Genomic DNA, 21,579 nt, shown 5'->3' on the forward strand with positions numbered 1-21,579 from the left:
CTCTTTCGAGGGCGCGGCGGGTGGTCAGTCCCGGGGGAAGTCCTCGGTGGCGAGGGTGATGCCGGCCGGGGTTTGCGTGAGATCGATCGGGTGACCGAAGGTGACGGTCAACTCGCTGGTGTACTCACCTTCCTTGGGGTCGGTATGGAGGTGGCAACGCCCCGTGTACGGGTCGACGATCAGCAACGCCGGGACTTCGGCGGTTGCGTAGGCAGTCTTCTTGGGGCCGTAGTCGTTGGTGGCGGTGTCCTTGGAGATCACTTCGGCGATGAACTCGACATCTGCGGCGAGCCATGGGCCCTTGGGGTCGCGGGCAGCGTCATCGCGGAATTTCGCGAGGTCGGGTGCAAAGCCGTTCAGGGTTCCCGGGAAGTCGATGCGTACGTCCGTCAGGATGTCGGACTCCCTCCCGAACTTGTCTTCGAGGGCATGCATGATGCGGCGGATGATCTGCCAGTGGACGTTCCGCTGCGGCGACATGAAGATGTTCCCCCCGACGATCTCGACCTTGACTCCTTCGGGGACAGGCAGCTTCTCAAGCATGTCGAACATCGCGTCAAGGCTCAGCTCGTTGCTGTTGTCGGCCATCTCGATCCTGTCGATCTCTACGACGGTCACGTGGCGCTCCTCCCCGCCGCCGCACGGTCGCGGGCAGCCGCGCAGTACAACGATACGCACGGCGAGCGGGACACGCTCTCGTCAATGCCCGTACAGCCCGCCCACCTCCCACCCCTGCCACATCGCATCCGCGAATGCCCCCGCCAGCCGGTGCTCGCCCCGCGCGCTCAGGTGTGTGCCGTCATGGGTGTCCCACACCATGTCCCAGCCCTCCGGAAGGGATGCCAGCAGCAGCGGTGACCCCGGCTGGTCCAGGTCCGCGACCGTTTTCGCGAGCAACTCGTTGAAGCGCACGACCTCCGCCCCGAACTCCGGCTCATCCCGGGCCCGGACGTTGTGGATCACGGGCAGCAGCACGGCCCGCAGGCGCGGGTTCGCCGCCCTCGCCCCGGCGAAGAAGTGCCGCACATTGGCCGCCGTCTGCTCGGCGTTGGTGTAGAAGCCGAGGTCTATCAGGCCCAGGGAGATCAGCAGGGTGTCGGCCCGGTGGGTGCGCACCGCGTCCCCGATGAGGGGCGCCAAGTGCTGCCAGCCGCGCCCCCAGCCGGCCAGGTGCGCCCGGGCGTGCTCGGGGAAGTCGGCGGCGCCGTAGTCCAGCGAGGTCGCCGCGTCGGTGGCCGGGTCGTACAGCTCATGGTGCGGGCCGACCACGCGGAACGGACGGCCGTAGTTGGCGCACAGGTGCTGCCACATGCGGTAGCGCCAGGTGAGGTCACCGGCGCTGCCGATGGTCATGGAGTCGCCGACGAACATCAAACGCATGGCTGCATTCAAGCAGCCGCCCACCCCCGCCAGCGCTGTACCCGGACCGTCACTACCGGGCCGTCCGGTGGACGCCCCGCGTACTGGGGGTACTTGGCGCACAGCAGGTCTACCGGGGCCCGGCGGCGGGCCGGGTCGTCCTCGATCTCCGCTTGGCCGTCGGCCCGTACCCACCACAGCCGGGACCAGTCGTCCGCGTAGTGGTCCACCAGCAGCGCCACCCGGGGGTTGGCGCGGATATTGCGCAGCCGGCGCAGGTCGGTGGTGCGTTTGGGCTTGAGGGTGTCGATGGCGAAGTACAGGGTGCCGCCCTCGTCCAACGCGAAGGTGACCGGTACCAGATGGGGCAGGCCGCTCGGGTCGGCCGTGGCCAGCCGGGCGACCGGGGCGGCCGCGAAGCGGGCCCGGGCCTCGGCGGGCGGGAGGGCGGTCATGGCTCCAGCCCAGCACAGGAAGGCCGTCGGCGCAGGCCGGGAGGTCACCGGAGTGCCGGGGCCGTTGGGCCCGGGGCGCGCCGCCCCGGGCCCAACGGCGCGGTCACAGGCGCTCGATGATGTAGTCCACGCAGGCCGTCAGCGCCTCGACATCCGCCGGGTCGATGGCCGGGAACATCGCCACCCGCAGCTGGTTGCGGCCCAGCTTGCGGTAGGGGTCGGTGTCCACGATGCCATTGGCGCGCAGTACCCGGGCGATGGCGGAGGCGTCGATCTCCGGGTCGAAGTCGATGGTGCCGATGACCGCGGACCGCTGGGCGGGGTCGGCGACAAAGGGGGTGGCGTACTTGGACGCCTCGGCCCAGTTGTAGAGCGTCCGGGCGGAGGTGGCGGTGCGGCGCACCGCCCAGTCCAGCCCGCCCTGGCCGTTGATCCACTTCAGCTGCTCGTTCAGCAGGAACAGGGTGGACAGCGCGGGGGTGTTGTAGGTCTGGTTCTTCAGGGAGTTGTCGATCGCGGTGGGCAGCGAGAAGAACTCCGGAATGTGCCGGCCGGAGGCGTGCACCCGGGCGGCGCGCTCCAGGGCCGCCGGGGAGAACAGGCCGATCCACAGGCCGCCTTCGGAGGCGAAGGACTTCTGCGGGGCGAAGTAGTAGACGTCGGTCTCCGTCACGTCCACCGGCAGACCGCCCGCGCCGGAGGTGGCGTCCACCAGGACCAGCGCCCCGTCGTCCGCGCCCGTGACCCGGCGGATCGGCATGGCCACACCGGTGGAGGTCTCGTTGTGGGTCAGGGCGTAGACATCCACCCCCGCCTCGGCCCGGGGCTCGGGGTGGGTGCCCGGCTCGGCGGAGACGATGGACGGCTCCTGGAGCCAGGGCGCCAGCCGGGCCGCCTTGGCGAACTTCGAGGAGAACTCGCCGAACGACAGATGCTGCGACCGGGACTCGATCAGACCATGGGTGGCGACGTCCCAGAAGGCGGTGGAGCCGCCGTTGCCCAGGACCACCTGGTAGCCCTCGGGGAGGGAGAACAGCTCGCGAAGTCCCTGGCGTACCTCGCCCACCAGGTTCTTCACCGGGGCCTGGCGGTGGGAGGTGCCGAGGAGGGAGGTGCCGGTGGCCGCCAGGGCGGCGAGCGCCTCCGGACGCACCTTGGACGGGCCCGCGCCGAAGCGACCATCGGCGGGCTTGATGTCAGCGGGGATCTGGATATCAGCCACAGGCGAAGCGTAAACGCTGGCACCGCACCGGGACGGGCGGTCCGCTGGTTGAGACGGTCCGTTCCGCCGGACCCGTGCCGGGCCCGGGGCGGACGTCCGTCCGTCCCGGCGGGATTTGGGCCGGTCCGGTAGGGCCGCTGATGGGCGGGGCAGGCTCTGGCCATGGCCGATCATGACGAACTGGCGGGCGCGCTGCGCGCGGTGGTCCGCGGGGATGTGGACTTCTCCGCCGCCGCCCGCGCGCTGACCACCATGGACGCCTCCAACTACCGCCGGGTCCCCCGGGGCGTGGTGGCGCCCCGGGACACCGAGGATGTGGCCGCGGTCCTGGCCGTCTGCCGTGAACACCGGGTGCCGGTGGTGCCGCGCGGCGGCGGCACCTCGACCGCCGGGCAGGCCACGGGCGAGGGCGTGGTGCTGGACTTCACCCGTTATATGAACCGGGTCAAGTCCCTTGACCCACAGGCGGGTACGGCCGTGGTGCAGCCGGGGGTGGTGCTGGACGAGCTGCGCGCGGCGGCCGGCGCCCACGGTCTGACCTTCGGGCCGGACCCCTCCACCCATGCCCGCTGCACCCTGGGCGGAATGATCGGCAACAACGCCTGTGGCGCCCACTCGGTGATCTGGGGCACCACCGCGGACAACGTCCGGGAGCTTCAGGTGCTGACCTATGGGGGTGAACGGGCCGTACTGGGGCGGGGCACCGAAGGGCTGCCGGCCCGGCTGGCGGAGGGCATCGAGGCCCTGATCGCGGCGGAACGGGCCTTGCTGCGCACCGGATTCCCCCAACTGCCGCGCCGGATCTCCGGATACGCCCTGGACGCCCTGCTGCCCGAACGGCACACCGATATGGCCAGGGCCTTCACCGGCAGCGAGGGCACCCTGGGAGTGCTGACCGAGGCCACCGTGCGCTTGGTGCGCCCGCCCGCGGCGCGGGTGCTGGCCGTCCTGGGCTACCCGGACGAGAGCGCGGCCGCCGACGCCGCCCATCTGCTGCTGCCGCACGGCCCGTTGACCGTGGAGGGCATGGCCGCCGACCTGGTGCCGGAGGGGCATGGCCTGCCGGACGGGGCCGCCTGGCTGTTCGCCGAGGCGGGCGGGGAGAGCGTGGCCGAGGCCCGGGCCCGGGCCGGGGAACTGTGCCGGGCCGGCTCGGCGGCGAGCTCGGCCCTGGTCGGTGACCCGGCTCGGCAGCGGGCGTACTGGCGGCTGCGCGAGGCGGCGGCGGGCACCGCCACCCGGCTGCCGGACGGCGGCGAGGCCTGGCCGGGCTGGGAGGACTGCGCGGTGCCGCCCGCCCGGCTGGGCGCCTATCTGCGCGACTTCCGCGCCCTGCTACGCCGCTATGGGCTGCGGGGCGCGCCCTATGGCCACTTCGGCGAGGGCTGTGTCCATGTACGCATCGACTTCGACCTGTTGAGCGCGGAAGGGGTGCGCCGGTTCCGGGCGTTCTCCGCCGACCTGGCCGAGCTGGTGGTGGGCTACGGCGGCTCGCTGTCCGGGGAGCACGGCGACGGGCAGGCGCGCGCCGAACTGCTGCCCAGGATGTACGGGCCGGAACTGGTGCGCGTCTTCGAGCGGTTCAAGGACCTCTGGGACCCGGCCGGCGGGCTCAACCCGGGCATGCTGGTCCGCCCCCACCGGCTGGACCGGAACCTGCGCTTCGAGGTGCTGCCCCGGCGGCCGGTGCCGGTGGAGTTCTCCTACCCGGGGGACGGCGGGGACTTCGCGGGGGCGGTGCGGCGCTGTGTGGGGGTGGCCAAGTGCCGGGAGAAGACGGCGGGTTCGGGGGTGATGTGCCCCTCGTACCGGGTCACGGGGGAGGAGCGCCACTCCACCCGGGGCCGGGCCCGGCTGCTGCACGAGATGCTGGCGGGCGAGGTGGTCACCGAGGGCTGGCGCTCGCCGGAGGTGCGCGAGGCACTGGATCTCTGCCTGTCCTGCAAGGGCTGCCGCAGCGACTGCCCGGTGGGGGTGGACATGGCCACCTACAAGGCGGAGTTCCTGCACCACCACTACGCGGGACGGCCGCGGCCCGCCGCCCACTACACCATGGGCTGGCTGCCGTTGTGGCTGCGGGTGGCTCCGCCGGTTACCCGGGCGCTCCGGCTGAGACCGCTGGCCGCGCTGCTCAAGACGGTGGGCGGGCTGGCCCCGGAGCGGGAGATCCCGCTGCCGGCGGAGCGGACCTTCCGGCGGTGGTTCGCGGAACGGAAGGCTCCGGCGGTGGCCGAGGTGCTGCTGTGGCCCGACACCTTCACCAACCACTTCGCCCCACAGGTCGGCCGGGCGGCGGTACGGGTACTGGAGGCGGCCGGGCGGCCGCCGGTGCTGCCGGCCGGGCCGGTGTGCTGCGGGCTGACCTGGGTGTCCACCGGCCAACTCGGTATGGCCCGGCGGGTGATGCGGCGCACCCTGGACCGGCTGGAGCCGGTGCTGGGCCGGCTCCCGGTGGTCGTCCTGGAGCCCAGTTGCGCCGCGGCGCTCCGTACCGATCTGCCGGAGCTGCTGCCGGACGATCCACGGGCGCGGCAACTGGCCGCCTCCGTCCTGACCTTCGCCCAGGCGCTGGACGGCTGGACGCCGCCCCGTGTGGACCGGCCGGTGGCCGGACAGACCCACTGCCACCAGCACGCGGTGCTGGGCGACACGGCCGAGCGGCGGCTGAGGGCGGCGGCCGGGCTCAACGGCGAGCTGAGCGCCGGGTGTTGCGGGCTGGCGGGCAACTTTGGGTTCGAACGCGGCCATTACGGGGTTTCGGTGGCCTGCGCGGAGGAATTGTTGCTGCCGTCGGTTCGTTCGGCGCCGCGGGACGCGGTGCTGCTGGCGGACGGGTTCTCGTGCCGTACGCAGCTTCTCCAGCTTGCCGGGCGGCGGGGGTTGCACCTTGCGGAGGTGCTGGGCGCTGCGCTGGGCGAGGGGTAGTGCGCGGGTTCGCTGTCGGCCGCGGGTCGTCCGGGGCTGGTCGCGCCCACGGGGCGGAGCCGCATGAGGTAACCGCCCCGCGCCCCTGTGGGGCGCCCCTTACGGGGCGGGCCGGGCCCGCCCCGTTGGTGGGCTAGCGGCCCGCCATCTCCGGGTAACCCTCGACCTCCCGCGGGTCCCGGGGGCCCGGCCCCACATAGCGGGCCGAGGGACGGACCAGGCGGCCCGTCCGCTTCTGCTCCAGGATGTGCGCGCTCCACCCGGCCGTCCGGGCGCAGGTGAACATGGAGGTGAACATGTGCGCGGGCACCTCGGCGAAGTCCAGCACGATGGCCGCCCAGAACTCCACATTGGTGGCCAGCACCCGGTCCGGGCGGCGGTTGTGCAGCTCCTCCAGCGCCGCCTTCTCCAGCGCCTCCGCCACCTCATAGCGCGGCGCGGCCAGTTCCTTGGCCGTCCGTCGCAGCACCCGGGCGCGCGGGTCCTCGGCGCGGTAGACGCGGTGGCCGAAGCCCATCAGGCGCTCGCCCTTGTCCAGCGCCTGCTTGACATAGGCGGTGGCGTCACCGGTGCGCTCGATCTCCTCGATCATGCCCAGCACCCGGGACGGCGCCCCGCCGTGCAGCGGCCCGGACATGGCGCCCACCGCGCCGGACAGCGCGGCCGCCACATCGGCCCCGGTGGAGGCGATCACCCGGGCGGTGAAGGTGGAGGCGTTCATGCCGTGCTCGGCGGCGGACGTCCAGTAGGCGTCCACGGCCTTGACATGGCGGGGGTCGGGCTCGCCGCGCCAGCGCTTCATAAAGCGCTCGACGATGGTCTCCGCCTTGTCGATCTCCCGCTGCGGCACCATCGGCAGGCCCTGGCCGCGCGCCGACTGGGCCACATAGGACAGCGCCATCACCGCGGCGCGGGCCAGGTTGTCGCGGGCGGTGGCCTCGTCGATGTCGAGCAGCGGCTTCAGGCCCCAGACCGGGGCCAGCATGGCCAGGGCCGACTGGACGTCCACCCGGATGTCACCGGAGTGCACCGGGATGGGGAACGGCTCGGCGGGCGGCAGGCCGGGGTTGAACTGACCGTCCACCAGCAGGCCCCAGACATTGCCGAACGAGACCTGGCCCACCAAGTCCTCGATGTCGACGCCTCGGTAGCGGAGCGAGCCGCCTTCCTTGTCTGGTTCGGCGATCTCCGTCTCGAACGCGACGACTCCTTCGAGTCCGGGTACGAAGTCGGACATCAGGCGGCTCCTCGTGATGTGTTCGACAAGCGAACGCCGACCTGCCGGTGTCTCCGGCCGGTGGTCGGCGGAATGTCTGCTACGGGTGTCTGCTGTTGCTGCGGCTGCTTGTGGCGGGCCGAACCGGCTACGCGGCTGTGGATCAGGCTCGCGGTCCGTATCGGTCTACCCGGTCATGCCCCGTCCGGGCGCACTTCACCCCGGCCCTTCACCCATCCTCCGTCAGGATGCCGGGCCGAGCCGGAAACCAGGGTCCTCGGCGTGGGCGGCCATCGCACGCCCGCCAGGTGATTTTCGCGCCGGGCGGGAGTGCGGGGAAGGGTGATGTCCGGCACACCGACCGGTTGGCCCGGAGGAGGGTTGGACGGCGGCGGCCGGGGGCAGGATGTGGGGCCCGTGTGCCGGCGGTTCCGCCGGTGGTTCTGTCGGATGGCCGCCGGTTGCTGCAAGATGTGGCCGTGTCGCACGCCGAGGAGCTGGACCCCGCCGTGATGCGGGCCCATTACCGGTCCGCGGGCCTGCACGAGGCCGAGCTGGCCGCCGGTCCCGTCGAGCAGTTCGCCCGCTGGTTCGCGCAGGCGGTGGCCAGCGGGCTGCACGAGCCCAATGCGATGGTGGTGGCCACCGCGGACCCGGACGGCCGGCCCGGGGCACGGATGGTGCTGCTGAAGGGATATGACGAGCGGGGCTTTGTCTTCTTCACCAACTACGGCTCCCGCAAGGGAGTTGAGATCACCCGCAATCCGTCGGTGGCGCTGGTCTTCCCCTGGCATCCGATTGCCCGTCAGATCGTGATCGAGGGCCGGGCCCAGCGGGTGGCGCCCGAGGAGACCGCCGCCTACTTCCACTCCCGGCCGCACGGTTCACAGATCGGCGCCTGGGCCAGCGCCCAGTCCACGGTGGCCGCCTCCCGGGAGGAGATCGAGGGGGCCTATCTGCGGCTGGCGGCGCTGCATCCGGAGGGGTCCGAGGTGCCGGTGCCGCCGGAGTGGGGCGGCTTCCGGGTGGAGCCGGACCGGGTGGAGTTCTGGCAGGGCCGGGAGAACCGGCTGCACGACCGGCTGCGCTACGTCCGGGACGGGGCCGGCTGGCGGGTGGAGCGGCTGTATCCCTGAGGCCCCGGAACGCAGACGATCCGTGGGCCGGGTCCGCCGCACCTGGCGGTGCGGCGGGCCGAGCGGACGACTCGGCGGCCCACGGATCGGGTGACTGCTTGGGATTGGCCGGCGGAGCCGGCGTTGCGCTCTGCGCGACGACGGGCGCTAGCCCGCAGTCACCTCACGCGTCCGGACTGAAATCATTGGCCGAACCACCTCCCTTCTCGTGTGCCCCACACCCTAGGAAGCGGTCCACGGGGCGACAACCGAATTTCCGGGAGCATCGATTTCACCGAAGCCGGTGTGGTTTCCGGCCGGGTCGAGTTGAATGACCCGTCGTGCAGCAGATGCAGACGCGTCCCGCTGGGGGTATCTCGTGACCGCTCCACACCAGTCCGGCCCTGCCCGTCCTCCCGCCGCCGACGCCGGGGAGACCGAGGACCACGACCTGCTGGCCGCCCTGCTGGACGGCATGGACGCCGCGCTCTGCGCCTTTGACGCGGAGGGGACGGTCACCCACTGGAACCGTGAGGCCGAACGGATACTGGGCTGGAGCGCCAAGGAAGCCGTCGGACGGCAGGGGCTGGCCGGCTGGGCGGTGCGCGAGGCGGACGCCGAGGAGGTCACCCGGCGGCTGCTGGACGCCATGCGGGCGCCGGGCCGCCAGGTGGACGAGTTCGCGCTGCTGACCAAGGACGGCGGACGGGTCCTGGTGCGGGTGCAGACCTCGGCGGTGCCCGGCGCGGACGGCCAACCGGCCGGTGTGTACTGCGCGTTCAGCGAGGTGCACACCCAGATCGACCTGGAGCGCTCGGTGGCGCTGAGCGAGGCGCTGTTCGGCGACGCGCCCTGGGGCGTGGTGCTGGTCGACGCGGACCTGCGGCCCGCGCTGGCCAATGCCACCGCCGCACGGGCGCTGCGCACCACCCGCACCGCGCTGCTGGGCCGGCCGCTGGGCGACCTGCTGGAGCATGGCGCCGAGGACCTGGAAGGCGCGCTCCAGCACGTCCTGGCCGCGGGCGCCCCGCCGGCGCCCGCGGAGCTGTGGGTGACGGTGCGCGGGGACTCCGATCGCTCCGCCGAGGGCACCCGGGCCGGGAGCCAGGGCGGCGAACGGCGCTGCTGGCGCAGCGGCTTTATGCGGCTGTCCACTCCGCTGGTGGAGGAGCCGGTGCCGCTGGGGGTGGCCTGGTTGTTCCTCGATGTGACCAAGAACCGGCTGGCCGAGCAGGAGAGCGCCCGGCTGCGCTTCCGGGGCAGCCAGCTGCACCGCGCGGGCCGGGCGGTGGCCGAGTGCGAGGACCCCATGGAAGCGGCCGCGCTCTATCTGGACTTCGCGCTGGCCGGCTTCGCCGACCATGCGCTGATCGACCTGCTGCCGCGCCCGGAGTCCGAGCCCACCCTGCCGGTGCGGCTGTTGCGGGCGGCGGCCGCGCCGGCCGGCGCCGGGCCGTCCCCGGCCGGCGCGGCGCTGCCGGTGCCGTACCAGGAAGGCCATCCGGCACTGCAGGCGGTGGAGCGCTGTGGCTCGGTACGGGCGGTCACCGACCGCAGCCGGGACTGGGCGCCGTCCCACCGCTGGCCGTCCGGCACCCAGTACGCACTGGCCACCGCGCTGCGCAGCCGGGGACGGACGGTGGGGGTGGTGACCTTTCTGCGCGGGCCCTCGCGACGGGCCTTCGACCGCTCGGACGCCACCTATGCCGAGGACATCGCCACCCGGGTCGCGGCCTCCATCGATCTGGCGGTGCTGACGGCGGGCTGAGGTTCCGGAGGGGCGCCGCTCAGCGCCGGAAGAAGATCCGGTCGCCGTACTCGCCCAGCACCCGGCCGTTCCACTCATGGCCGCCGTCCACATTTCCGGAGCGCAGCATCGGCGGGTCGATGCCGCGGGCGGCCAGCTCGCCGGCCGCGGCGGCCACCACGGCCTGCATCAGGGCGCAGGTGACCACGGTGGAGGCGGGGGCGAAGGGGGCGGCGATGCCCTCGGCGGTGAGTTCGGCGTCGCCGACCGCGATCTTGCTGTCGATCACCAGGTCGCAGTGGTCCTTGAGGAAGGTGTCCGAGGCATGCCGGGACTTGGTCTCCTCGGCGTAGGCGAGCGAGGTGACGCCGATGACCTTCAGGCCCAGGGCACGGGCGTTCATGGCCATCTCCACCGGCAGCGAGTTCCGCCCGGACAGCGAGATGACGATCAGTACGTCGCCGGGCTGCGCCGGACTGGTGTCCAGCACCGCCCCGGCCAGTCCGTCCACCCGTTCCAGGGCGCTGCCCAGGGTGGCCGGGACCACGTCCACGCCCACCGTGCCGGGCACCGCCAGCAGGTTCATCAGGGCCAGGCCGCCGGCCCGGTAGACCACGTCCTGGGCGGCGATCGAGGAGTGCCCGGCGCCGAAGACGAACAGCCGCCCGCCGTCCGCCACCGTGCCGGCGATCAGCGAGGCGGCGGCGGCGATGTGTTCCGCCTCCTCGTCGCGGACCCGCCGCAGCAGATCGACCGCGGCATCGAAGAACCGCCCGGCCAGCTCGTTGGCGCTCATCGCAGGGGGCTCCCTCGCGGTCGTGGGTGTCTGGTGGCGCCGATCACGGTGCGTTGTCCACCTGCGCCATGTCAATACGGCGGTAGGGCCGGAGGGGCCACTCTTGTCGGTGCCATGCGTCAGAATTGGGGCAGGGCCAGCGCACGACTTATCGAGGGGCACGGCATGTCCGGACTGATCGACACCACGGAGATGTATCTCCGCACCATTCTTGAGCTGGAAGAAGAAGGCGTGGTCCCGATGCGTGCCCGCATCGCCGAGCGGCTCGACCAGAGCGGCCCGACGGTGAGCCAGACGGTGGCCCGCATGGAGCGTGACGGCCTGGTCACGGTGGCCGGTGACCGTCATCTGGAGCTGACCGAGGAGGGCCGCCGGCTGGCCACCCGGGTGATGCGCAAGCACCGGCTGGCCGAGTGCCTGCTGGTCGATGTGATCGGCCTGGAGTGGGAGCAGGTGCACGCCGAGGCATGCCGCTGGGAGCATGTGATGAGCGAGGCGGTGGAGCGGCGGGTGCTGGAGCTGCTGCGCCACCCCACCGAGTCGCCGTACGGCAACCCCATCCCGGGCCTGGAGGAGCTGGGCGAGAAGCCGGAGGCCGACCCCTATGACGGCATGGTCAGCCTGACCGACCTGGAGCCCGGCAGCGAGGGCAAGACCGTGGTGGTGCGCCGTATCGGCGAGCCCATCCAGACCGACGCTCAGCTGATGTACACGCTGCGCCGGGCCGGGGTGCAGCCGGGCGCCGTGGTCAGTGTGACCGAGTCGCCCGGTGGGGTGATGGTGGGCAGCAGTGGCGAGGCCGCCGAACTGGCCTCCGACATTGCCTCGCACGTGTTTGTCGCCAAGCGCTGACCGGCGCTTTCCGGGATCCTTCCGTGCCTTCGAGGGCCGGGCGGCCAGTGGCCGCCCGGCCCTTTCGGCTGTCCGGGGGCGGGCTGCGGTGAGGTCCATGGTGTGGTCAACTGCCGGTGGCGCGGCCGGAGTCGGCGGAAAGGGCGCGTGCTGTGGCGGGGCGTGTCACGCTGGCCTGGTGGCATATGCGTGCGCGCCGCCGACCAGGGAGGGGGCTCCATGACGAGGACTGACAAGAGCCCCGGTGCCCTGCCGGGCACCGGGGCTCCGCCTCCCCGTATTCCCCCCGCGGCGACCCGGGGCCCCGAGCTCCCAGGGTGCGCCTCGCGGACCTTTTTCCCCGAGCGGTCCGCGCCCAGGTCGATTACTCCCCTGGGCGTCGACCGCCAACCCTCGACCCCGGTCACTCGAACGAGGGGTGTTGCGCACAACGACCAGCTCATTCGAAAGGGGGTTCCATAAGGTGGATCCGTCCGGGGGTGAAGTGGGGGTGTCAGGAGTCATGGCGCAGCGAATCGAAGTCAGCGGAAGCGGTGGAGTGCGGCTGGCCGCCTGGGAGTTCACCGGCCGGGGCGGGCCGGCCGGTGAACCGGAGGGGGCGGGGTCCGGCGGCGCGGGCGGGGTGCTGTTGCTGCACGGTCTGATGGGCCGGGCGGCGCACTGGGCGGAGACGGCCCGCTGGCTGTCCGCCCGCTACCGCACGGTGGCGCTGGACCAGCGTGGGCACGGCCGCAGCGAGAAGCCGGTCGGCGGCCTCTATGTCCGGGAGGCGTATGTGGCCGACGCCCAGGCCGCCATTGAGCAGTTGGGGCTGGCCCCGGTGATTCTGGTCGGCCATGCCATGGGCGCCCTGACCGCCTGGCAGCTCGCCGCCCGGCGGCCCGATCTGGTGCGGGCGCTGGTCATCTGCGATATGCGGGCCTCGGCATTGGGGGCCGCCACCCAGCGCCGGTGGGGGGAGTGGCTGGGGTCCTGGCCGGTGCCCTTCGCCACGCTGGCGGAGGTGCGCAAGTGGTTCGGCCAGGACGATCCCACCCTGGAGCGGCCCGCCCCGGCGCGCGGTGACTTCTACGCCGAGGTGATGGCCGAGCGGGCGGATGGCTGGCGGCCGCTGTTCTTCCGCCGGCAGATACTGCTCGCCCGGGAGTCCTACGCCCATGACGCGCACTGGGAGGAGCTGGCCCAGGTGGAGTGCCCCGCCCTGGTGGTGCGCGGGCTGGACGGTGAGCTGGGCCGGGCCGAGGCCCAGGAGATGGTGCGGGTGCTGCCCCGGGGGCGCTATGCCGAGGTGCCGGATGCCGGGCACTTTGTCCACTACGACCAGCCGGGGGCCTGGCGGCGGGTCGCCGAGCCCTTCCTGGAGGCGGCGGCCGCCGGGGTCTGAGGGCGAAATTCAACGCCCGTTGACATAGCTGTCCGGCAGGTGTGCACTGGCAGTAGGACGAGCACGCTCACTGGGCACTCCCGGAGGTGTGGGGTTCATGACCACTGACGCACAGGCCGACGCGGAAGTCATCGTCATCGGAGCCGGTCCCACCGGGCTCCTGCTGGCCGGAGACCTGGCCGCCGCCGGGGTGCGCACCCTGCTGCTGGAGCGGCGCGGCGAGGAGTCCAACCTCACCCGGGCCTTCGCCGTGCACGCCCGCACCCTGGAGGTGCTGGACGCCCGGGGGCTGGCGGAGGACCTGCTGGCCACCGGCACCTTCCGCAAGGACCTGCAGATCTTCGGCGGCGCCCGGCTGGACATCGGCGCGCTGCCCACCCGTTTCCCCGGGGTGCTGCTCACCCCGCAGTACGAGACCGAACGGGTCCTGGAGCGGCGCGCCCTGCGGGCCGGGCTGGAGATCCGCCGGGGCACCCGCTGCACCGGGGTGCGGCAGGACGCCGGGGGCGTCGAGGTGGTGGTCGAGGGTCCGGACGGGGCCGGGCACACCCTGCGCGCCCGCTATGCGGTGGGCGCGGACGGGGTGCACAGTGCGGTCCGGCAGGCGCTGGGCATCCCCTTCCCCGGCCAGGCCATCATCAGCTCGGTGCTGCTGGCCGATGTCCAACTGGCCACCGACCCGGGCGAGGTGCCCGCCATCAAGGCGGGCGCCGAGGGCTTCGGCTTTATCGTCCCCTTCGGCGACGGCTGGTACCGCGTCATCGGCTGGCGCACCGGCAGCCAACTGCCCAGCGACGCCCCGGCCGACTTCGACGATCTGCGCGCGCTGGTGCGCACCCTGTTCGGCACCGACTTCGGCATGAGTGAGCCCCGCTGGACCTCGCGCTTCCACAGCGATGAACGGCAGGCGCCCCGCTACCGCGAGGGCCGGGTCTTCCTGGCCGGCGATGCCGCGCATGTCCACTCCCCGGCCGGCGGCATGGGGATGAACACCGGCATCCAGGACGCCGCCAATCTGAGCTGGAAACTGGCCGCCGTGCTCCAAGGGCGGGCCGGGGAGGCCCTGTTGGACAGTTACCAGGCCGAGCGGCATCCGGTGGGCCGCCAGGTGGTGCGGGTCAGCGGGGCCATCATCCGGGCCGTCCTGGTCACCTCGCCGCCGCTGCGGGTCGCCCGTGACCTGGTGGGCGCGGCCGTGGGCGCGCTGCCGGCCGTCACCCGCCGGGCCGCCCGCACCATCAGCGGCCTGGGCATCGCCTATCCCGCACCGCCCGGCGCCCACCGGCTGGTCGGCCGCCGGGCTCCCGATCTGCCGCTGGCCGAGCGGGACTCGGGTCCCACCCGGCTCTATGAGGCGCTGCGTTCCGGGACTTATGTCCGGGTGCTGCCGCGGGCGGCGGGTGCGGGGGCCGCTGGTGCGGAGGACGGCGTCCGCACGGTTACCCGTGCGGACGCCGTCGGTACTACGTTGCTGGTCCGGCCGGATGGCTATGTGGAGCAGGCCGAGGGCTGACCGGTTCGTCGCCGGGTGCGGGTTGTCTGTGGCCGGTCGCGCCCACGCGGCGGAGCCGCATCAGGTAACCGTCCCGCGCCCCTGCGGGGGCGCTCGTTACGCCTTGCCGACCGCCGTCAGGATCTCCGGCAGTCGCCGGACCAGTCGTGGTGCCGCGATCCGCAGCCCCGCCCAGGCCATCAGCAGGCCGTAGCCGGCGCCCAGCGGCAGCAGTACGGGCAGCCAGCCATGGTGTCCCGACAGATGCAGCCAGACGGTCAGCGCCGCCAGGGGTACGCACTGCGCCGCGGCCATCAGCAGGCCGCCCAGCATCCCCAGCCAGGCGATGGAGGTCTGCCCCGGCGCGACGTTCTTGAAGGCGCTGCCCTGCGGAATGGTGTAGGGCAGGACCACCGAGGTCACCGCGCCGGTGGCGAACATGGTGCCCAGCAGCGCCAGGCCCAGCCCCAGCACCTCCCAGAAGGCGCCCCACTGCCCGCTGAACGCGGTCAGCGCGGACACCAGCAGCACCAGATAGGGCACCGACGGCAGCGCCAACGCCAGGGCACGGCCGCGCAGTTCGAGGTAGGCGTCGCGCCGCCCGTTGATGGTCTGCATCACCATCCAGAAGGCCGAGCCGTCCTGGCCGAACTGGTTGTACATCATCCCGCCGACCAGGGCGACCGCCATAAACGCCCAGTAGCTGTTGCCCCGGTGCTGAGCCACATTGAGGAACGGCACCAGCGCGCCGACGACCAGCTGACTGGTCCAGCTCATCCTGGTCTTGGGGTCGCGCAGCACATAGCGCAGGGTGCGGAGCATCACCGCTCCCGTCCGGCCGGCCGGCAGCAGCCGCAGCAGGCCGGTGCCCAGGCGCTTGCGCTCGGGTTCGGCGGCGGCCAGGGTGGAGGAGTCGGGCGAGGTCATCACCTTGGTCAGGCCGCGCTGCCACCACCACAGCAGCAGTGCCAGCACCACGGCGGACAGGGCGAGTTGGGCCATGGCCAGGCCGTAGGAACCCCGTCCGGCGGACCGTACCGCGTCCAGCGCCGAGCCCGGCGGCACCCAGCGTGCCACCTTGGCCACCGGCTCCAGCCGGGCCAGTCCGCCGGCGTGGCTGATCTTCTGCAGACCGAAGTTGACCAGCTGGATGCCGACCGCGATCACCAGGCCGCTCAGCAGGGCCAGATCGCGGCCCTTGCGGCTGGACAGCAGCCGGACGTTGGCGGTGGCCACCGCCCGGGCCAGTGCCACACAGATCAGCAGGGAGAGCACCACGGCCGGCACACCCACCGCGAAGGCCGCGCCGCCCTGGGCGGTGGCGATCACCGAACCGAGGATGATCACCAGGGTGAACGCCGGACCGATACCGATCAGCGAACTGACCAGCAGGGCCACGGTGAGCGGCCCGGGCCGCAGCGGCAGCATCACCAGCCGGCTCGGGTCCAGGGTCTCGTCCCCGCTGGAGAAGAACAGCGGCATAAACGCCCAGCCCAGGGCGAGCAGCACCACCAGCGACACGGTCAGTGCCGCCACATGCGGCTGGCCGCGCAGCACGATCAGCCCCAGCAACTGCACCGCCGCGTACAGGGCGGTGAGGACGATGGAGGTGATGTAGACGGCCTTGCGCTTGCCGGACTGCCGCAGCCCGTTGCGCAGCAGCGCCAGCTTCAGCCGGACGAAGACCGGGGTCAGGGAGACGGCGGGGGCGGTGGAGGGGCTGCTCATCGGACGCCGCCGCCCAGCCAGTCGAGGTTCTCGCCGGCCGACTTCCCCTGGGCGCCCACCAGTTCCAGGAACGCCTCCTGCAAGGTGGCGGCCTCGCCACGGACTTCGTCCAGCGTCCCATGCGCCCGGATCCGGCCGCCGGCCAGCACCGCCACCCAGGAGCACAGCGACTCCACCAGCTCCATCACATGGCTGGAGAAGATCACGGTGGCACCGGAGGCGGTGTACTGCTGGAGCACCTTGCGGATGGACTGGGCCGAGACCGGGTCCACGCCCTCGAAGGGCTCGTCCAGGAAGAGGACTTCGGGGTTGTGCAGCAGCGCGGCCGCCAGCCCGATCTTCTTGCGCATGCCGGTGGAGTAGTCGACGACCAGCTTGTGCTGGGCGCCGGCCAGGCCCAGCACATCCAGCAGCTGGGTGGCCCGCTGGTCCACCTGGTCACCGGGCAGCCCCCGCAGCTGTCCGGTGTAGGTGAGCAGTTCGCGCCCGGAGAGGCGCTCAAAGGTGCGCAGTCCCTCGGGGAGCACCCCGATCCGGGACTTCACCGCGGCCGGATCCTGCCAGACATCGTGCCCGGCGATCTCCACCCGGCCGGAGTCGGGCCGCAACAGCCCGGTGACCATGGAGAGTGTGGTCGTCTTGCCCGCCCCATTGGGGCCGACCAGTCCGACGAACCGGCCCGACGGAATCTCCAGATCGATCCCGGCGACCGCCACCTGCTCGCCGAACCGCTTCCACAGTCCCTCGATCCGCACGGCGGCGGGTATGCCGTCCCGTTCCACTGCCATCCCTCACTTCTGTGGTGCCCGGGAACGGCAACCCGCCCCCGGAATCAGCCTAGAGGCGCCCGGAGGCGGGGCGGGATGACAAACGTCAGGGGTTCGCCGGCGGTTTGTCAGGAGGTGCGGGAACCGGCCATCTCGCCGCCGCAGGCATAGGCGAGCGCGCTGACCAGCTCCTCCGCGTCCGGCAGCCAGCGATTGACGGCCGTGGGCTGCCGGGCCCACTGGACGGCGCCCCGGTTGCCCACCCGGCTGGGCGGGGCGATCACATAGTCGCCCTCGCCCCGGGCCACCAGGTCCAGCGAGGAGGGCCGCCAGCCGAGCTTGCGGATGGCGTCCGCCACCTTCTGGGCGCCGCCGGGGAGCACAAAGAACTGCATCCGCCGGAACGGGGTGCAGCTGATCGGCCCCAGCTCGATGCCCATCCGCTCCATCCGGGCCAGGGCCAGGCAGCCGGCCGACTCCGAGACATCCAGCGCGTCAAAGGTGCGGCCGGTGGGCAGCAGCACCGAGGCGGACGGGTTCCTGGCCCACATCCGGCGGGCGCCGCCCGGGCTGCCGGTGGCCTGGGTGGCCCAGTCGGGGCGGGCGGGGTGAACTCCGGGTGCGGGGCAGTCGAGTTCGCCGCACGAGCAGCGTTCGCGGCCGTTGTCGGCCTCCAGCCAAGTACCGGCGACGACGTCCCAGTGCCGTTCGTCCGTGTACCGGACGGCGGCGTCGAGCACGCGCTCGCCGCGTTGTTGGGGGATGCGCGGCGCTCCTACTCCGATGGTCTCTTCCACGCCCATCACAACTCCCCTTGTCACCAGGGGTTACGGCTCAGGCTCGGGCTTATGACGCGCCCGGGGCGACAGCACGTGGGGCGCACGGGTGCATGTACGGGGGCGCAGAGGCGGCTTCGCCCCGGCGAAGGGGTAGCCACCTTCGCGGCGGAAGCCGGGCACAGCGCAGGGCGATACCGGTAAGTACCGTAAGTCCCGCATTCTCCGGACATCTGGGGGGAAAAGATCGCAGAAGGCAGCGTTCCGGCTGCCCCAGCTTCTCGCTCCGTAGTTGGCAGTCTCAGGGGGTTTCAGATGGCCGCACGGCCACTCGTGGCGCGGCAGCCGAACGAACGGCTGCAGGCGCTCATCCAGGAAGCCGGCTGTTCCAATGCCGGGTTGGCGCGCCGGGTCAATATGTGCGGCGCCGAGCACGGTCTCGATCTGCGCTATGACAAGACCTCCGTGGCCCGTTGGCTGCGGGGCCAGCAGCCGCGCGGGCGGGCGCCGGCCGTGATCGCCGAGGCGCTCGGGCGCAAGCTGGGGCGCAGCGTCACCATCGACGAAATCGGCATGGCCAACGGCAAGAACCTCGCCTCCGGCGTGGGCCTGCAGTTCTCCCCGACCGTGATGGGGGCCATCGAGCAGGTCTGCGAACTGTGGCGCAGTGATGTAGGCCGCCGGGACTTCCTCAGCGGCACCTCGGTGGCCGCCTCGGCGCTGGTGGAGCCCAGCCGGGACTGGCTGATCACCGGGGCGGACGCCCAGGTGGCGCGGAGCGCCGGGGCCCGGGTCGGGCCCTCGGATGTGGAGGCGGTGAAGTCCACCACCGCGGCGCTGGTGGAGCTGGACCACCGCTATGGCAGCGGACATGTCCGCCCCGTGGTGGTGCACTACCTCAACAGCGTGGTCTCCGGGCTGCTGGCCGGCTCCTACCGGGAGGCGGTGGGCCGCGAACTCTTCGCCGCCGTCGCCAGGTTGACGGAGCTGGCCGGATATATGGCCGTGGACACCGGGCAGCCGGGGCTGGCCCAGCGCTACTACATCCAGGCGCTCCGGCTGGCGCAGGCCGCGGGCGACCGCGGTTACGGCGGGTATGTACTGGCCGCCAGCATGAGCCACCTGGCCGCCTCGCTGGGCAACCCCCGGGAGATCGCCCAGCTGGCCAAGGCGGCGCAGGAGGGGGCCCGGGGGCAGGTGACGCCCCGGGTGGAGTCGATGTTCTACGCCGCCGAGGCGCGCGGTCACGCACTGCTCGGGGACGCCCGATCCTGCCAGACGGTGGCCGCCAAGGCCGTCACCAAGCTCGAACAGGCCGACGGGGGAGGGGAGTCGGGCGACGACCCGGTGTGGATCCGCCACTTCGACCGGGCCTATCTGTCCGATGAGCTGGCCCACTGCCATCGCGACCTGGGCCAGCCGGAACCGGCCCGCCGGCACGCGGAGGAGGCGCTGGCGGTACACCCGCCGGGCCGGGTGCGGCGCCGGGCGATCGGGATGCTGCTGCTGGCCACGGCACAGGTGCAGCAGCGCGAGGTGGAGGCCGCGTGCGCCACCGGCACCCGGGCCGTGGAGTTGCTGGGCACGCTGCGTTCCAACCGGGGCGCGGAGTATCTGGACGACTTCCGGCAGCGGCTGGAGCCGTTCCGGGAGGAGCCGATGGTCCGCGAGTTCGGGGCGCGGATGGAGTTGCAGGCGGCGTAGCGGGGTGCGGCCGGGGCGCGCGTGGCCCGCTGCCGGGGCAGCGGGTAGCGTGAGCCGCCGGTCGTAGTCCCGAACAGCAGCCTGAGGAGTCCCGGTGACGCAGAGCGGACAGGGGAATGAGTCGCGGCTCCCGGGTGAGCCAGGTGAGCCCTGGGGGCCGCGGGCCCCGCTGCCACCGGAGGTTCCGGCGGGCGCCGGGCCGGTGCCGGGTGCGCCCCCGCGATGGGGTGCCGGAACGGTGCCGGGTGCGCCGGAACCACCGGCGGTGCCGCCCGCCCGTCCCCCTATACCGGGGCCCGCCGGTGCGGGTGCCGGCGCGCCGGGTTCCTGGGTGCCGCCCACGGGGATGACGGCTCCGGGCCCGACGCCGGGGTGGGCACCGCCCGCGCCGGGCGGGGAGGCCGTGGCCACGCAGTACCTGCCACCGGTGCCGGGCGGACGGCCCGCCGGTGCGCTTCCCGCTGCTTCGGGGGCGGATGCGGGTGCGGCTACTCAGTACCTGCCGCCGGTGCCGGGTGCGGGCCCTGGGGGTGCGGCCGGATCTGTCGCGGGTGTGGACGCCGGTGCGGCGACGCAGCACTTGCCGGGTGGGCGGCATGCCGCCGGTGGTGTGGCCGAGGGTGCGACGCAGATGCTGCCTCCGCAGGGCGGGGCTCATGGCGTTCCGGGTGTGGATGCCGGTGCGGCGACGCAGCACTTGCCGGGTGGGCGGCATGCCGCCGGTGGTGTGGCCGAGGGCGCGACGCAGATGCTGCCTCCGCGGGGCGGGGCCCATGGCGTTCCGGGTGTGGACGCGGGCGCCGCGACGCAGTACTTGCCGCCGGTGGGTGCGGGCGCGGCCCCGTCCGTCGGGGGCGTTGACGCCGGTGCGGCCACCCAGTACCTGCCGCCGGTGCCGGGTGCGGGCCCCGGGGGTGCGGCGGCCGCTGCCATGGGTGCGGCCGGGTCCGTCGCGGGTGTGGACGCCGGTGCGGCCACCCAGTACCTCCCGCCCGTGCCGGGTGGGCGGCATGCCGCCGGTGCTGCGGCCGAGGATGCGACGCAGATGCTGCCTCCGCAGGGCGCGGCTCATGGCGTTGCGGCTGTGGACGCCGGTGCGGCCACGCAGTATCTGCCGCCGGTGCCGGGTGCCGGTTCCGGGGGCGCGGTGGGTGCTCCGCAGGGCGGCCATGGTGCCGGGGAGCGGTCGCCGCTCATGGAGTTCGACGGGCTGTTCCGCGCGGCGGAGCCGACCCAGCAGCTGCCGCCCGTGCCCCCGGGCGCCGGGCCGGTGCGGACCGGACCGGGGGAGCCGGCACCGCGGCCCCGGCGGCGCAAGACCATGGTGCTGATCGGCGCCGGCGTGGCGGCCTGCGCCGTCGCGGGGCTGGGCGTGGGCGCGCTGCTCAGTGGCGGCGGCGGGGGCGACGACAAGAGCGCCGCCACCGACACCCCGCAGAGCGTGGCCAGCACCCAGCCTGGCAGCAGCAGCCCGTCCGCCGCCCCCACCAAGGCCGCCGATCCGGCCCAGGCCCAGGCCAAGGCGCTGGACGCGCTGCTCGGCGACAGCGGAAACAGCCGGGACTCGGTCATCAAGGCCGTCGATTCGACCAGGAGCTGTAAGGACCTGGGCAAGTCCGCCGGAGATCTGCGCACCGCCGCCGGGCAGCGCAACGACCTGGTGAGCCGGCTGCAGAAGACGGCCATCGACAAGCTGCCCGGCCATGACGAGCTGGCCGCCCAGCTGACCAAGGCATGGCAGTCCTCCGCCGCCGCGGACAACAGCTATGCCTCCTGGGCCGACCACGCCGGGCAGAAGCACGGCTGTATCAAGGGGCACGCCCGTCCCACCAGGGACGCCGTGGCCGGCGACCGGGCCAGTGGCGACGCCACGGCCGCCAAGAAGAAGGCGGCGGACCTGTGGAATCCGATCGCCACGAAGTACGGGCTGCCGCAGCGTCAGTGGACGCAGCTCTGACCCGGCGGGCAACGGAACGTACGATCGATTCTGTGCAAGGTTCGGAGAAGTCTTCCCGCCGCGGCCGCCGCTCGACCACCATGG

The 21,579-nt window shown here is 72.8% G+C and carries 17 protein-coding genes; 8 read left to right on the top strand and 9 right to left on the bottom strand.

The annotated features are described in order from the left end of the window. Positions 1-24: 24 nt before the first annotated feature. From ACIHFE_RS17425 to serC, 4 genes are all read right to left on the bottom strand, one after another. A complete protein-coding gene (locus tag ACIHFE_RS17425; protein ID WP_400107361.1) occupies positions 25-618 on the bottom strand; it encodes a Uma2 family endonuclease in 594 nt (197 codons plus the stop codon). A gap of 81 nt (positions 619-699) precedes the next feature. Continuing rightward, positions 700-1,380 carry a GDSL-type esterase/lipase family protein gene (locus tag ACIHFE_RS17430; protein ID WP_400107363.1) on the bottom strand — a complete coding sequence of 227 codons (681 nt, stop codon included), beginning with the start codon at positions 1,378-1,380 and terminating at the stop codon, positions 700-702. Between the two features lie 8 nt (positions 1,381-1,388). Continuing rightward, positions 1,389-1,814: a TIGR03668 family PPOX class F420-dependent oxidoreductase gene (locus ACIHFE_RS17435; RefSeq protein WP_400107365.1), complete on the bottom strand. Its 426-nt coding sequence runs from the start codon at positions 1,812-1,814 to the stop codon at positions 1,389-1,391. A 103-nt stretch (positions 1,815-1,917) separates the two neighbouring features. Continuing rightward, positions 1,918-3,036, bottom strand: coding sequence for a phosphoserine transaminase (gene serC, locus ACIHFE_RS17440; protein ID WP_400107367.1), 1,119 nt, complete (start codon positions 3,034-3,036; stop codon positions 1,918-1,920). A 162-nt stretch (positions 3,037-3,198) separates the two neighbouring features. Here serC and ACIHFE_RS17445 point away from each other — a divergent pair, with 162 nt between their 5' ends. Further along, positions 3,199-5,961: an FAD-binding and (Fe-S)-binding domain-containing protein gene (locus tag ACIHFE_RS17445; RefSeq protein ID WP_400107369.1), complete on the top strand. Its 2,763-nt coding sequence runs from the start codon at positions 3,199-3,201 to the stop codon at positions 5,959-5,961. A gap of 133 nt (positions 5,962-6,094) precedes the next feature. Here the strand turns inward: ACIHFE_RS17445 and ACIHFE_RS17450 are convergent, their stop codons facing one another. Continuing rightward, entirely contained in the window at positions 6,095-7,198 is a 1,104-nt protein-coding gene (locus ACIHFE_RS17450) for a citrate synthase 2 (RefSeq protein WP_400107371.1), read from the bottom strand. 491 nt (positions 7,199-7,689) lie between these two features. Here ACIHFE_RS17450 and pdxH point away from each other — a divergent pair, with 491 nt between their 5' ends. Next, a complete protein-coding gene (gene pdxH / locus ACIHFE_RS17455) occupies positions 7,690-8,313 on the top strand; it encodes a pyridoxamine 5'-phosphate oxidase (RefSeq protein WP_400108021.1) in 624 nt (207 codons plus the stop codon). Between the two features lie 358 nt (positions 8,314-8,671). Continuing rightward, positions 8,672-10,060: a PAS domain-containing protein gene (locus ACIHFE_RS17460; protein ID WP_400107373.1), complete on the top strand. Its 1,389-nt coding sequence runs from the start codon at positions 8,672-8,674 to the stop codon at positions 10,058-10,060. A 19-nt stretch (positions 10,061-10,079) separates the two neighbouring features. Here the strand turns inward: ACIHFE_RS17460 and ACIHFE_RS17465 are convergent, their stop codons facing one another. Further along, a complete protein-coding gene (locus ACIHFE_RS17465; protein WP_400107374.1) occupies positions 10,080-10,835 on the bottom strand; it encodes an SIS domain-containing protein in 756 nt (251 codons plus the stop codon). Between the two features lie 165 nt (positions 10,836-11,000). Between ACIHFE_RS17465 and ACIHFE_RS17470 the strand changes: the two genes are divergently transcribed. From ACIHFE_RS17470 to ACIHFE_RS17480, 3 genes are all read left to right on the top strand, one after another. Then, on the top strand, positions 11,001-11,687 hold the full coding sequence (locus tag ACIHFE_RS17470) for a metal-dependent transcriptional regulator (RefSeq protein WP_400107376.1): 687 nt from the start codon (positions 11,001-11,003) through the stop codon (positions 11,685-11,687). 502 nt (positions 11,688-12,189) lie between these two features. Further along, positions 12,190-13,071: an alpha/beta fold hydrolase gene (locus ACIHFE_RS17475; protein WP_400107378.1), complete on the top strand. Its 882-nt coding sequence runs from the start codon at positions 12,190-12,192 to the stop codon at positions 13,069-13,071. Positions 13,072-13,168: 97 nt separating this feature from the next. After that, complete coding sequence (locus ACIHFE_RS17480) at positions 13,169-14,584, top strand: FAD-dependent monooxygenase (RefSeq protein WP_400107380.1); 1,416 nt, start codon at positions 13,169-13,171, stop codon at positions 14,582-14,584. Between the two features lie 96 nt (positions 14,585-14,680). Here the strand turns inward: ACIHFE_RS17480 and ACIHFE_RS17485 are convergent, their stop codons facing one another. The 3 genes from ACIHFE_RS17485 to ACIHFE_RS17495 form a co-directional block, all read right to left on the bottom strand. Continuing rightward, positions 14,681-16,291: a transporter gene (locus ACIHFE_RS17485; RefSeq protein ID WP_400107382.1), complete on the bottom strand. Its 1,611-nt coding sequence runs from the start codon at positions 16,289-16,291 to the stop codon at positions 14,681-14,683. After that, positions 16,288-17,079, bottom strand: coding sequence for an ABC transporter ATP-binding protein (locus tag ACIHFE_RS17490; protein WP_400107384.1), 792 nt, complete (start codon positions 17,077-17,079; stop codon positions 16,288-16,290). Before ACIHFE_RS17490 ends, ACIHFE_RS17485 begins: the two co-directional genes overlap by 4 nt. A 107-nt stretch (positions 17,080-17,186) precedes the next feature. Continuing rightward, positions 17,187-17,861 carry a bifunctional DNA primase/polymerase gene (locus tag ACIHFE_RS17495; RefSeq protein ID WP_400107386.1) on the bottom strand — a complete coding sequence of 225 codons (675 nt, stop codon included), beginning with the start codon at positions 17,859-17,861 and terminating at the stop codon, positions 17,187-17,189. 288 nt (positions 17,862-18,149) lie between these two features. Here ACIHFE_RS17495 and ACIHFE_RS17500 point away from each other — a divergent pair, with 288 nt between their 5' ends. Further along, positions 18,150-19,538, top strand: a complete 1,389-nt coding sequence (locus ACIHFE_RS17500) for a transcriptional regulator (RefSeq protein ID WP_400107388.1) — start codon at positions 18,150-18,152, stop codon at positions 19,536-19,538. A gap of 748 nt (positions 19,539-20,286) precedes the next feature. Next, positions 20,287-21,495 carry a hypothetical protein gene (locus tag ACIHFE_RS17505; RefSeq protein ID WP_400107390.1) on the top strand — a complete coding sequence of 403 codons (1,209 nt, stop codon included), beginning with the start codon at positions 20,287-20,289 and terminating at the stop codon, positions 21,493-21,495. Positions 21,496-21,579 lie beyond the last annotated feature (84 nt).

Source organism: Streptomyces sp. NPDC052396, from assembly GCF_044593195.1.
Taxonomy (GTDB): Bacteria; Actinomycetota; Actinomycetes; order Streptomycetales; family Streptomycetaceae; genus Streptomyces.